Consider the following 12,729-nt stretch of genomic DNA (forward strand, 5'->3'; position numbering starts at 1 on the left):
TGTCCGCCGGCCTATCCGAACAGCTTCTTCAGTTCCTTGTTGACCTTCGCGTCGGCCTTGGTGAGTTCCTTGTCCGGGTCGCCGCCCTTGCGGACGGAGTTGGCGAGGACGTCCTCCAGGGCGGTGATGCTCGCCTGGGTCCAGCCGATGTTGTCGAAGTTGCCGTACTCGTTGAAGAGCTTGACGCCCTCAGCGGGCAGACCCGACTTCAGCTTGTCGGCCGACGCCGCGATCGAGGTGCGCGGCGGGATGTGGAAGCCGTAGGAGAGCGCCCAGTCCTCCTGGTACTCCTTCTGGTCGATCCACAGCCACTTCACGTACTCCTTGGTGGCTTCGAGGTTCTTGCCCTTGGCGTTGACGAACATCGACCAGCCGCCGTTGTAGACGGACTGCTTGCCCGCGTCGCCGACCTTCGGGAACGGGAAGATGCCGAGGTCGTCGCCGAGCGCCTCCTGCATCTGCGGCATCGCCCACATACCGCACCACTGCATCGCGGTCAGGCCCTGGTTGATCGCGGACGGGTCCCAGAAGTCGGTCGGGGCGTCGAGCAGCAGGTCACCGCTGGTGAACAGCTTGCGCAGCTGCTTGAAGCCGTCGACGACCGCGTCCGTGTGGTAGGCGATCTGGTTCTTGTCGTCGAGGTGCTGCGCGCCGGCCGACCAGATCAGCGGGTTGATCATCGAGTGCAGGGTGTTGCCGAGGTAGGCGCCCTTGACCTTGTCCGTGGTCAGCTTGGCGGCGGCCTCGATCAGCTCCTCCAGCGTCTGCGGGACCTCGACCCCGGCCTTCTCGAACAGCGACGGCCGGTAGAAGAAGAACTGGGGGTCGTCGATCATCCGGATGCCGTATATCTTCCCGTCGACCGTGTGGGAGGCGATGTCGGCCGGGTTGAAGTCGTCCTTGACCGGGTTGATCAGGTCGCTGAGGTCGGCGACCTGGCCGCTCTCGATCATCTGCAGCTGCGGGTGGAACTCGAAGCAGTCGGGGGCCTTGTCCGTGAGCAGCGAGGCGAACAGCTTGCTCTCGAAGTTGGAGCCGGTGATCCACTGCGTGGTGACGTTGGAGTCCTTGTAGGCCTTCGCGTACCTCTTGATGGCCTGCTCGGTCCCGGCCTCGCCGTACGCGTGGAAGTACTGCGTGAGACCGGCGCCCCCGCCGCTGCTTCTGCCGGTGTTGCCACCACACGCGGCCAGTCCGCCGGCGGCGGCCAGACCCAGCGCGGCCCGCAGGGCGGTACGGCGGTCGAGGTTGCTGTTCCTGAATGCCGACATGCTGACGTCCTTGTCTCGAGTACGGCTCGGCTCTGTGCCTATGGCTCGGCGGCTCAGTGCCAGTTGGCTCAAAGGGGCTTGCGGTGCGGGACGTTAACCTTCGGCTAAGGCTTCGGCAAGGGGTTGGACGAAGTCTGTTCGAAGCGTTGTATTCGGTTCGGTGTTCCGAACGTCCGTGCGGTGCAAAGGGTTTGACGTGGGGGGTGAGGGCCGCCGGGTCAGGGTCCGGCGGCCCTCGGCTCAGGGGTGTCGCTGGAGCCGTTCGCGCTCTTCAGCGCGTTCTCGGCGTCGTACGACCGGCTTGCCCGTCGCCGGGGCGGCGCGTTTGCCCGGCTTCTGTCCGACCGACTGGAGCGCCCCTTCGAGCGCGAACGTCGCCGCGCCCAGGCACGCCGGGTCCGTGGGGATCAGGGAGAGGACGATCTCGGTGGCCGCCATCGGGCGCGGCAGCGCGTGCCGGGCGACGGCCTCGCGCACCTCCGCGACCAGGGGCTCGCCCAGGGCGGCCGCGACCCAGCTGCTGAGCACGACCACCTCGGGATTGAACAGGTTGACCAGGTCGGCGATCCCCGCGCCGAGATATCGGGCGGTGTCCCGCACCACCTTGACCGCCACCGGGTCGTGCCGGGCCACGCCCTGCGCGAGTGCCGCGATGGTGGCCGTCTGGTCCTCGGGATGCAGCAGCGTGCTGCGCGGGCTCAGCTCCCGGAGGTTCAGCATGATCCCGGGGGCGCCCACATACGTCTCCACGCACCCGTGGTTGCCGCAGTGGCACAGCCGGCCGTCCAGGACGATCGTGGTGTGGCCCCACTCCCCGGCACTGTTGCTCACCCCCCGGTGCAGCCCGCCGCCCAGGACGAGCCCGGCGCCCACACCGGTCCCGAGGTTGACGATCACGGCGTCCCCGCGCCCGCGCGCGGCCCCGAACCACAGCTCGGCCACCGCGACCGCGCGCAGCGGGTTGTCCAGGTAGAGGGGGTAGGCGATGTGCTCGGTCAGCAGGTCGAGCAGCGGCACGTCGTGCCAGTCCCAGTTGGGCGCGTACTCCGAGATGCCGGTGGCGCGGTCCACCTGCCCCGGCACGCTGACCCCGACGCCGAGCACCCGGGCGCCCTCGATACCGGCCTGCGCGACCACCGAGCCGACGGCGGCGGCGACATGGCCGACCATCTGCTCGGGGAGGCTCTCACCGGCGCGGACGTCCTCCTCGGCGCGGGCCAGGACGTTCAGCGCGAGGTCGAACAGCTCGACATGGACGTACGTCTCCGCGATGTCGACGCCGATCAGCGCGCCCCCCGACGCGTTGACGGCCACCAGTCCCCGGGGGCGGCCCCCCGCCGAGTCCTCGAATCCGACCTCGGTGATCATGCGGAGGTCGAGCAGCTCACCGACGAGCGTGGCGACCGTGGCCAGGCTCAGCCCGGTGGCGGCCGCCAGCTCCTGCCGGGAGGTGGGAGACTTGGCGATGATCTGGCGCAGCACCTCGTAGCGGTTCGCGGTGCGAATGTCGCGTGAGGTGCGCTTCACCGACGACATGATCCCCTCGATCCCTCCAGGCCATGACGAGGCCTGTTGCCCCGGCGCGGTCGCCAACGTTAGGGCGCGGAAGGACTTTCGACAAGGGGTTAGGAAAGGGGCTGTACAAAGTCCCGGCAGGTTGGCGTGCCCTCGAGTGCGAGGGGGAGCCGCGCGACCGAAAACAGACGGCCCGTGGTTTTGGGGCTCCCTCCCCGCGGAGCGCTCAGCCGCCGAGCACGTCCTGTACGAAACGGTTGCGGAACTTGGCCATCGGATCCAGCGCGTCGGCCACCCTGCGGAAATCACCCAGTCGGGGGTACAGCCGCCCCAGCTCGGCCGCCGGGACCGTGAACACCTTGCCCCAGTGCGGCCGGGCGTCGAACGGCGCGAGCACCTCCTCGACCCGCCGCACCACCGGCAGTACGGGTGCCGCGTCCGCGATCCAGGTGAAGTGCAGTGCGACCGTGTCCCGCCCCTGGGCGGGGCTGAGCCACTGCTCGTCGGCGGCCGTCGTACGGACCTCGCAGACCTGCAGCACGGGTGCCACGGAGTGCCGGATCTCGTCCAGCGCGTGCAGGGCAGGCCCGGCGAACGAGCGCGGCAGCAGATACTCCGACTGCAGCTCCTCCCCGCTGCTCGGTGTGAACTCGGCCCGGAAGTGCGGCAGCCGCTCGTGCCAGGGTCCGGGCACACCGAACTGCGCGGTGCAGTTCACCGCCGGCATCCCCGGCACCGGATGCATCGCCTCGGTCGCGGGCGCGGCCCACGGGAAGTCCGTCGTGGACCGGTCCGTGCGCCGCTTGACCCACACCTGGTCGAAGCCCGAGTGCTGCCAGCGGGTGAAGAGACTCACGCTGTACGCAGACGCCGACACGTCGGCGAAGTCCAGCCCGGCCAGGGGGAGTTCACCGAAGACGTGCTGGCTCACCTCGAAGGCCGGCTCCAGGTCGAGGGTGAGCGCGGTGACCACACCGAGGGCGCCGAGCGAGGTGACCGCCCCGCCGAAGCGGTCGTCGCCGCGCGTCAGCGTCAGCGTCGTACCGTCCGCCGTGACCAGCTCGACCTCGCGCACGGCCGCCGCGAGTGGACCGTTCCCGTCGCCCGAGCCATGGGTGCCGGTGGCGACCGAGCCCGCCACCGAGATGTGCGGGAGGGAGGCCATGTTGTGCAGCGCGAGACCGTGGGCGTGCACGGCGTCGGCCAGCTCCGCGTACCGGACACCGCCCCCGACCCGTACCGTACGGGCCGCCGTGTCCACCTCGATCGCCGACGGCAGCCCGGTCAGGGAGAGCAGGACGCCCCCGGGGCCGGGCTCCGCGATCTCGTTGAACGAGTGACCGCTGCCCAGCACCCGCACCCTCTCGCTGTCCGCGACCAGGGCCCGGAGGGCGTCGACGGAGTGCGGCCGGTGCAGCTCCTTGGCGGTGTACGTGATGTTCCCGGCCCAGTTGGTCAGGGTCTCCGTCGTCATGCTCGATGTCCTCCACGTTCCGCGAGCCATGGGGCCCGTCCCGCGGGCCGGCCCCAGCCGTCGGGGCCATCCTCCCTGCCCGTCCATTGACCCTCTCGGGAGCCCCTGCCTACGGTAGAGAGCGGTTGCTGTTCGGCCGTCTCTCCCCTCCGGAAGGTCCTTCCTTGCCCGAGCGTCCCCGCGCACTGTTCGCCATGACGGCCGAGAACCTTCCACAGATCTTCCCGCCGGACGTGCTGTCCCGCCTGCGAGAGACGGTGGACATCGATCCCGCTCTGGTCGCCGCGAACTTCACCGATCCCGAGGTCCGGGAGGTGCTGGCGGAGGCCGAGGTGCTGGTCACCGGATGGGGGTGCCCCCGCATCGACGAGGCGGTCCTCGACGCGGCGCCCAAGCTGCGGGCGGTGCTGCACTCGGCCGGCTCGGTCAAGGGGTTCGTGGCCCCAGCCGTCTGGGAGCGGGGGATCGCCGTCTCCACGGCCGCCGCCGCCAACGCCCTGCCCGTCGCCGAGTACACGCTCGCCATGATCCTGCTGGCCGGCAAGGACATCCTCGGCCGCCGCGAACGCCTGCGGGCCGAGCGCGTCTCGCCGGGCTGGGGGTTCGTCCCCGGTATCGGCAACCACGGCCGCCGCGTCGGCGTCATCGGGGCCTCCCGCATCGGCCGCCGCGTCATCGAACTGCTCCGCCCCTTCGACCTGCGGGTGAGTCTCGCCGACCCCTACGTCGACGAGGCCGGGGCCGCCGCTCTCGGCGTACCCCTCCTGCCGCTCGACGACCTGCTGCGCACGTCCGACATCGTCACCGTGCACGCCCCCGACACCCCGGAGACCCACCGGCTGATCGACCGCCGCGCCTTTTCCCTCATGCCCGACGGGGCCGCCTTGATCAACACCGCGCGCGGCGCCCTCGTCGACCACGACGCGCTCGTCGACGAGCTGCGCGCCGGGCGGCTCTCCGCGATCCTCGACGTCACCGACCCCGAGCCGCTGCCCGCCGACTCCCCGCTCCTCGACCTGCCGAACGCCTTCGTCACCCCGCACCTGGCCGGCTCCCAGGGCAACGAGGTCGCCCGCCTCGGCCTCGCGGTCACCGAGGAGGCCGAACGGTTCGCGGCCGGAGGGGAGTTGGCACACGCGCTGGACCGCGCCACGCTGGCACGCATGGCATGACCACGGGCCCTGCGGGCGACCACGGGCGATTCCGGCGCGCCTTCGCGACGGGCGGGGCGGGGTGCGCGGGCGGGGCGGGGGAGTCGCGCCGGGCGCGGATGACGGTGGGCGCGACCGTGCCTCGCCGGACACCGGCACCGCCACCGGACACCGGCACCGGACGCCAGGAGCGGCGCGACACACACCGGGTGGAGCTCCAGGCCGCCGGAAGAGCCGGCGACACCGTCTGTGAGGCGCGTACGCACCGCGATTCCGCCTGTACCCGCGGCCCGCGCGTACCGCGATCCCGCCCGTAGCCGCGGCCCGCGCATACAGCGATCGCGGCCGTGTCGTATCCCAGCCATGTCCGCTCCCGGCCGTGTCCGATTTCGCCGGTGTCCGTTCCCGGCAAGGCCGCCGCGAGGACATGCCACCCGCTCACCCGCTCACCGGCCCGAGGGCGCGGTCACCGATCCGAGCCGATCGCTGCCCGCGCGCCGGGCGGCGCGCGGGCGACCTCGTCGAGGTGTACGGCACCGGCCTCCCCGGCAGCAGGTTCTGGTGGTCCTCGACGGGGCCCGGCCAGGCCGACGCCGCCCGGATCCGGACGTGCCGAGGGCCCCCGCTCCCACCTCCGCGCGGCCGGAGGCATACCGTGAGGAGGCGAACAATGACGACGGACGACTTCTCACGTGACGTCGGGAGCGAGGAGAACGGGATGGGCAGCCGCACCGCACTGGTGGAGGACCTGATGGAGAGGTTCCCGCACGTGCCACGGGAAGCCGTCTTCAAGGAGGACCTGCTCAGGGGTGGCATGGCCTTCGACGCCTCCGCGCTGAGCGACAACGAGAAGGGCGAGGTCAAGCCGAAGTCGTACTTCATCTTCTCCTTCGACCACGGCACCCTCCCCGAACTCGGCGAGGCCGCCCTGCGCCGCCCGCCGGAGGAGATCATCCTCACCGGCGGCCCGTACGACCTGCGGCGCACGGTCGTCTCCGTACGGGTCAACCCGTCCTCGCCCTACCGCGTGGCCGCCGACGAGGACGGCCTCCTCGGCCTCTACCTCGACGGCACGCGCATCGCGGACGTCGGCGTCCCGCCCATGCCGGAGTACTACCGGCACACCCTCTCCAACGGGAAGTCCGTGATGGAGGTGGCCCCGACCATCCAGTGGGGCTACCTCATCTACCTGACCGTCTTCCGCGTCTGCCAGTACTTCGGCGCGAAGGAGGAGTGCCAGTACTGCGACATCAACCACAACTGGCGCCAGCACAAGGCGGCGGGCCGGCCGTACACGGGTGTGAAGGACGTCGACGAGGTCCTCGAAGCCCTGGAGATCATCGACCGGTACGACACGGCGAAGACGTCCACCGCGTACACGCTCACCGGCGGCGCCATCACCAAGACGGTCGCGGGCCGCGACGAGGCCGACTTCTACGGCCACTACGCCAAGGCCATCGAGGAGCGCTTCCCGGACCGCTGGATCGGCAAGGTCGTCGCGCAGGCGTTGCCCCTCGACGACGTCAAGCGCTTCCACGACTACGGCGTGAAGATCTACCACCCCAACTACGAGGTGTGGGACGAGTACCTCTTCAAGATGTACTGCCCCGGCAAGGAGCGCTACGTCGGCCGCGACGAGTGGCACAAGCGGATCCTGGACTCGGCGGGCGTCTTCGGCGCGCGCAACGTGATCCCCAACTTCGTGGCGGGCGTGGAGATGGCCGAGCCGTTCGGGTTCACCACGGTCGACGAGGCCATCGAGTCGACCACCGAGGGCCTGCGTTTCTTCATGTCGCACGGCATCACGCCCCGCTTCACGACCTGGTGCCCGGAGCCCACGACCCCGCTCGGCAAGGCCAACCCGCAGGGCGCGCCGCTGGAGTACCACATCCGGCTGCTGCAGGCCTACCGCGCCACGATGGACGAGTTCGGGCTGTCGTCGCCGCCCGGATACGGCCCGCCCGGACCCGGCAACGCCGTCTTCTCCGTCAGCTCCTTCATGGACAGCCTCCCGGCCGTCGACGAGGAGACCCCCGGGGAGACCCCCGAGGGGATTCCCGCTCGGTAACTCCTGCGACGGTTGAGTCTTTTGGGGTCGGCATACGTACAACTGCACAGTGTGACCGTTGGTAACCGCATTTGAAGGCGCGGCTTGTCAGTTGTGTGGGAACCGTGAAAAGCTCTGGGGCACCGCAAGGTGGTCCCCCTCCAACTCCCTTGAATAAGAGGGTAGTTGACTATTTTTGCGGACTTCCCCCCTCGCTCTGTTGGATGCAGGAGACCCATGCCCGACCTGCCGAAGCCTCAGGACGCAGCAGAGGCCGCGCTCTTCTCGGAGTGCTGGGACGCGGTGCTGTCGTACGCCGACCTGTGCACGTCCGGTTCGACCGCGGCGACCCAACTGGCCACCGAGGCCTTCACGAACGGCATGCACGAGGCGCACGCCCTGGAGGCCGAACGCGGCGCCGGCCGGCGCGCCCTGCGGCTGCCTCGAATACCGTTCCTCCTGACCTGGGTCAGGACCAGCGCCGCGGTCTGGGAGAGGGACGGCCAGGGCCACCGGCTCGACCCCGATCTGCGCCTCTGGCTCAACTCGGAGAAGGCCGCGCGCTACATCGGCCCGCCGCTGCACCGCCCCCTCGCCCTGCGCGCCCTGCGGGACATGCAGGAACCCGACGCGGCCCTGCTGTGGCTGGCCGAGGTCGAGTCGCTGCCCCTGGGCTCGGTGGCCCGCCGGCTCAGCCTCGACCCGGCGGTCGCCCGGACCGAACTCGACCAGGTGCGGGTGCTGTTCAGGGACCGCTGCCACCGCAGCCGGCTCGACGCGCCCATGCACGCAGACTGCCGCACCTATACCCGGCTACTGGACGCGGTCACCCGCTCGCCCGGCACCGACACCCCCGAGGACCTCTCGCGGCACCTCGCCACCTGCGTGGGGTGCGCCGAGGCCGCGGCCTGTCTCGGCCTGCACGGCGGCGGCCTGCCCGCCGCGCTCGCCGGCGGAGTCATCGGCTGGAGCGGACTCGCCTATCTGGAGCGCCGCCGCCGCGCGGCCGACGCCGGGCTGCTCCCCGGACGCGCGGACTCCACCGGCACCGACCGAGGGCTCTCGCCGGGCAGGGAACCGAGGCCCCGGTTCGGCCGCAACGGGCTGCTCGCCGGAGCCGGCCTCGTCTCCGTGCTGGCGCTCGCCGTCTCCCTCATGCCCTTCGGCGACGAGGAGACCGTCACCGACGGCGCGTCCGCCGGCGAGTCGGCGGTGGTGCAGCGGGACCCCCGCTTCCCGGTGACCGGGTCCCCGTCCGACGGCGGGTCGTCCGAACTGCAGAGCACGTCCCGGCCCGAGAAGACCGGTTCGGGCGACGAGGACGGCAAGGGCGACGGCAACAGCAACGAGGAGCCCCAGGGCGACGCCTCGACGCCGGCCCGCGTCTCCCACGAGCCGGTCGACCCCGGCAAGTCGTCCCGCGCCACCTGTCACGTCCGCTACCAGGTCGTCAACGAGTGGCCCGGCGGCTTCCAGGCAGCCCTCACCGTCACCTCCACCAAGGCTCTCGACGGCTGGCGCGTCGGCTGGACCTACGCCGCGGACCAGCGCGTCACCCAGATGTGGGACGGCACCTTCGATCAGGAAGGCTCCCAGGTCACCGCCACCGCCGCCGACTACAACAAGACCGTCGCGGCGGGCGGCACCTTCGGCGTCGGCTTCCTCGGCATCTGGCAGGGCTTCGACAACCCCGAACCCGTGGACTTCACGCTCAACGGGCGCTCCTGCGCACAGGCGGACTGAGCGCGGGCGGACAGCTCACTCGCGGGTGTGAAGAGCTCGTGGAAGCGGCGGGCTCTTCACACGGCCGCACAGCCGCACGAGCCGACGAAGAGGGAACCTTGCCCGGGCCGGTCCCGGCGGGCGAGAGAGACGAAGAGGCGGGCGATCGCCGTCGAACGCGCACCGGGACTCCCTCCCGAAGCGCCGACGACGTCCTGCGACGGTCGCCACACCTCTTGATCGAACTCCGGGCGCAGGACACTAACATGGGGTGATGGGCACTCCCACCTCGCTGTTGCGGGCCTTTCGGCCCCAAGTCCAAGAGCGTCTCTACGACTTCTACGAAGAGCTGCGGAGCGCCGACGACCTCTTCTGGGACCGCACCCTGGGCGCGTGGATCGCGACCGGGTACGCGGTGGTCAGCAAAGCCGCGGGTGACCCGGGCCTGTCCTCGGTGCGTTATCCCGACATCGAGGCCGTCCCCGAGGAACTGCGGCCGCTGGCCCGGGTCCTGAGCCGGCAGATGCTCTACAGCGACGCCCCCGAGCACGCCCGGCTGCGCGCCCTGATCAGCAGGGCCTTCACTCCGCGGGCCGTCGAGACACTGCGCGCCCGGATCTTCGAAGCCGTCGACCGGATCATCACCCACGCGGCTCCGGCCGGGCGGATGGACATCGTCGCGGACCTCGCCCGACCTCTGCCGCTCACCATCATCTGCGACCTCCTCGACGTACCGCGGCAGGACCGCCCCGCCCTCGCCGCCTGGTCCGAGCCGATCGCCGAAGCCATCGGCAACTCCCGCCTCGACGCCGACCGCAACCGCGAGGCATCGCAGAGCATGACGGACATGCTCGCCTACTTCCGCGAACTCCTCACCCGCCACGACACCCCGCCCGCCCCCCACACCCTGCGCGCCCTGGTGACCGCACAGGCCGAGAACACCGACCAGGACCTCGACGAACTTCTCGCCAACTGCGCCCTGCTCCTGATCGCCGGTCACGAGACCACCACCCACTTCATCGGCAACGCCACACTCGCCCTGCTCCGCCACCCGCACGCGGCCGACCAACTGCGCCGCCGACCCGATCTGATGCCCGCCGCGGTCGACGAACTGCTGCGCTACGACGCCCCGGTGCAGCTGATGCTGCGCCGGGCCCGGCACGATCTGGAACTGGCGGGGCGCACCGTCTCCGAAGGGCAGACCGTGCTCCTGGTGTGCGGCGCCGCCAACCGGGATCCGGCCGTGTTTCCCGATCCCCATGTGCTGGACTTCGAGCGGTCCGGCTCCGGCGGACGGCACATGGCGTTCGGGCACGGCCCGCACTTCTGCCTCGGCGCCGCGCTGGCCCGGCTGGAGGGCGCGATCGTCCTGGAAGCACTCCTCACCAGGCTCCCCGGTCTGCGGCTCGACGGCTCCGCGCCGCAGTGGCAGCGCAGCCTCAACTTCCGCGGTCTCACCCGCCTGGACGTCGCCTTCACCCCTCCTTCGGACGATCACGGCAGCGGTAGTCAGGTCTCGTCGGCCGACGGTTCCCGAGGCGGTGCCGGCCGCGCGACGCAGGCCGGCACCTGCCCCGTCAGCCCGGCGCCCGGCGGTGTCGCGGGCCCGTGACGGCGGCCCCGGCGTGCCACCCGCGTCTGTGGTGCGGGCGGGGCTTCCATAAGTCGCACTGCAGTGGCACTTCAGAAACTCTTGCTTGTCGTGAAGTCCCACTGCACGGATGATCGGACCATGAACGAACGCGACCCTCGACGGGGTGAGGGCCGGTGACCTGGGCCGAGGGGGGCGTCGCCGCCGTCGGCTGGGGCGGAGCGGGGTTGTTGCTCACCGCGTACGCGATGGCGTCGGCCGAACGGATCCCCGCCGGAGGCCGCGCCTTCCAGTTGCTGAACCTGTTCGGCGCCGCCGCCCTGACCGTCAACTCCGGATACCACCAAGCATGGCCCTCCGCCCTGCTCAACACCGCCTGGATCGTCATCGGCCTGGCCGCCCTCGCCCGCCGCGCGCCCCAGGTCCCGTAACCGCGTGCCGCTGTCGGCCGTGCCGTAATTCGGTGGCGTCGAGGACCGTGTAGCTCTAAGGTCGGTGGTGTTCGCGCGGCGACCCACGGTTGCCGCAGGTGACTGTGCTTGATTGAGGAGGTGTGACCGATGGCTGTCGTTGAGATGGGCGCTGCCCGCATCCGGAAGTTCATCAAGTCCACCTCCGTGGCCTCCGGCTGACCTCACTCCTTCCCGCGCCAGTGCGCGCGGTGCCGGGGCCACCCTTGTGAAGGGTCACCCCTTGTCTTTCTCCACTCTCCTGGGTTCGTCCTCGTCCTCCTCGCATCCGCTCGTGCCGTACGGCTGGGATGCGGGCTGGGAGGCCGAGTTCGCCCCGTACGCCGGGCAGGGGCTGCTGCCCGGTCGGGTCGTCCGGGTCGACCGGGGCCTGTGCGACGTCGTCACACCGGCCGGTACCGTCCGCGCCGACACGGAGTTCGTCGTGCCCCGTGACCCGATGAAGGTCGTGTGCACGGGGGACTGGGTCGCCGTCGACCCCGAAGGCCGCGACCCGCGCTACGTGCAGACACTCCTCCCGCGCCGCACCGCCTTCGTCCGCTCGACCTCGTCCAAGCGCTCCGAGGGCCAGGTACTGGCCACCAACATCGATTACGTCGTCATCTGTGTGTCGCTCGCGGCCGAACTCGACCTCGGGCGGATCGAGCGGTTCCTGGCGCTGGCCATGTCCGGTTCGGGTGGCGAGCAACCGCTGCACTCGTCGGCACTGTCCTGGGAGTCCGGCGCGCAGCCGGTGATCGTGCTCACCAAGGCCGATCTCGTACCGGAGGCGGCCACGCTGGCGCATCTGGTGCAGGACGTGGAGACCGTCGCGCCCGGCGTCGCCGTGCTGACGGTCAGCTCCGCGCTCGGCGAGGGCCTCGACGTCCTCGCCGCGGTGCTCTCCGGCGGCACCTCCGTACTGCTCGGGCAGTCCGGCGCCGGCAAGTCGACCCTCGCCAACGCGCTGCTCGGCGAGGACGTCATGGACGTCCGGGCCATCCGCGACGTGGACGGCAAGGGACGGCACACCACGACCACCCGCAACCTCCTCGCCCTGCCCGGCGGCGGGGTCCTCATCGACACCCCCGGGCTGCGCGGCGTCGGCCTGTGGGACGCCGAGAGCGGGGTCGGGCAGGTCTTCACGGAGATCGAGGAACTGGCCGCGGACTGTCGCTTCCACGACTGCGCGCACCTCGCCGAGCCCGGCTGCGCGGTCCTCGGCGCGGTCGAGTCCGGTGAACTGCCCGAGCGACGGCTCGACAGCTACCGCAAGCTGATCCGCGAGAACCAGCGGATCGTCGCGAAGAGCGACGCACGGGTGCGGGCCGAGATCCGGAAGGAATGGAAGCGGAAGGGAGCGGAGGGGCGCGCGGCGATGGAGGCCAAGCGAGGCGGCCGACGCTGACCTTCGCCCGCGGGAGTCCGTGGCCCGTCGCGTGACCGCGGGGAGTCCGCGGCCTGTCGCGCTCCCGCGGCGGAGCCGCATCTCGGCGCGGCACCGCGCCC

Annotated in this window: 9 protein-coding genes; 6 read left to right on the top strand and 3 right to left on the bottom strand. The window is 71.0% G+C overall.

Translation table 11 applies throughout. From position 1 onward, the window contains the following. Positions 1-11 precede the first annotated feature (11 nt). The 3 genes from OG272_RS38240 to OG272_RS38250 form a co-directional block, all read right to left on the bottom strand. Entirely contained in the window at positions 12-1,271 is a 1,260-nt protein-coding gene (locus tag OG272_RS38240) for a sugar ABC transporter substrate-binding protein (RefSeq protein ID WP_326575488.1), read from the bottom strand. Between the two features lie 240 nt (positions 1,272-1,511). Further along, positions 1,512-2,807, bottom strand: coding sequence for an ROK family transcriptional regulator (locus OG272_RS38245; protein WP_326575486.1), 1,296 nt, complete (start codon positions 2,805-2,807; stop codon positions 1,512-1,514). Positions 2,808-3,012: 205 nt separating this feature from the next. Then, complete coding sequence (locus tag OG272_RS38250) at positions 3,013-4,260, bottom strand: FAD-binding protein (RefSeq protein ID WP_405895598.1); 1,248 nt, start codon at positions 4,258-4,260, stop codon at positions 3,013-3,015. A 164-nt stretch (positions 4,261-4,424) separates the two neighbouring features. On the opposite strand from OG272_RS38250, the gene OG272_RS38255 reads away from it, so the two are divergent. From OG272_RS38255 to rsgA, 6 genes are all read left to right on the top strand, one after another. Next, positions 4,425-5,432 (top strand): hydroxyacid dehydrogenase, encoded by a 1,008-nt coding sequence (locus OG272_RS38255; RefSeq protein WP_405895599.1) that lies wholly within the window; start codon positions 4,425-4,427, stop codon positions 5,430-5,432. 697 nt (positions 5,433-6,129) lie between these two features. Further along, entirely contained in the window at positions 6,130-7,479 is a 1,350-nt protein-coding gene (locus tag OG272_RS38260; RefSeq protein WP_327732092.1) for a radical SAM protein, read from the top strand. Positions 7,480-7,695: 216 nt separating this feature from the next. After that, positions 7,696-9,201, top strand: coding sequence for a cellulose-binding domain-containing protein (locus OG272_RS38265; RefSeq protein WP_327727271.1), 1,506 nt, complete (start codon positions 7,696-7,698; stop codon positions 9,199-9,201). Positions 9,202-9,454: 253 nt separating this feature from the next. Then, positions 9,455-10,792, top strand: coding sequence for a cytochrome P450 (locus tag OG272_RS38270; RefSeq protein WP_326575478.1), 1,338 nt, complete (start codon positions 9,455-9,457; stop codon positions 10,790-10,792). 155 nt (positions 10,793-10,947) lie between these two features. After that, positions 10,948-11,202 (top strand): hypothetical protein, encoded by a 255-nt coding sequence (locus OG272_RS38275; RefSeq protein ID WP_326575476.1) that lies wholly within the window; start codon positions 10,948-10,950, stop codon positions 11,200-11,202. Positions 11,203-11,464: 262 nt separating this feature from the next. Continuing rightward, positions 11,465-12,628: a ribosome small subunit-dependent GTPase A gene (rsgA, locus tag OG272_RS38280; protein ID WP_326575474.1), complete on the top strand. Its 1,164-nt coding sequence runs from the start codon at positions 11,465-11,467 to the stop codon at positions 12,626-12,628. Positions 12,629-12,729: the final 101 nt, after the last annotated feature.

This window comes from Streptomyces sp. NBC_00104, from assembly GCF_045160825.1.
Taxonomy (GTDB): domain Bacteria; phylum Actinomycetota; class Actinomycetes; order Streptomycetales; family Streptomycetaceae; genus Streptomyces.

Excerpts from the sequence above, each read along its gene's own strand:
- OG272_RS38270 (WP_326575478.1), top strand. The coding sequence starts at position 9,455 with ATGGGCACTCCCACCTCGCTGTTGCGGGCCTTTCGGCCCCAAGTCCAA.
- OG272_RS38260 (WP_327732092.1), top strand. The coding sequence starts at position 6,130 with ATGGGCAGCCGCACCGCACTGGTGGAGGACCTGATGGAGAGGTTCCCG.
- OG272_RS38245 (WP_326575486.1), bottom strand. The coding sequence starts at position 2,807 with ATGTCGTCGGTGAAGCGCACCTCACGCGACATTCGCACCGCGAACCGC.
- OG272_RS38240 (WP_326575488.1), bottom strand. The coding sequence starts at position 1,271 with ATGTCGGCATTCAGGAACAGCAACCTCGACCGCCGTACCGCCCTGCGG.
- OG272_RS38250 (WP_405895598.1), bottom strand. The coding sequence starts at position 4,260 with ATGACGACGGAGACCCTGACCAACTGGGCCGGGAACATCACGTACACC.
- OG272_RS38265 (WP_327727271.1), top strand. The coding sequence starts at position 7,696 with ATGCCCGACCTGCCGAAGCCTCAGGACGCAGCAGAGGCCGCGCTCTTC.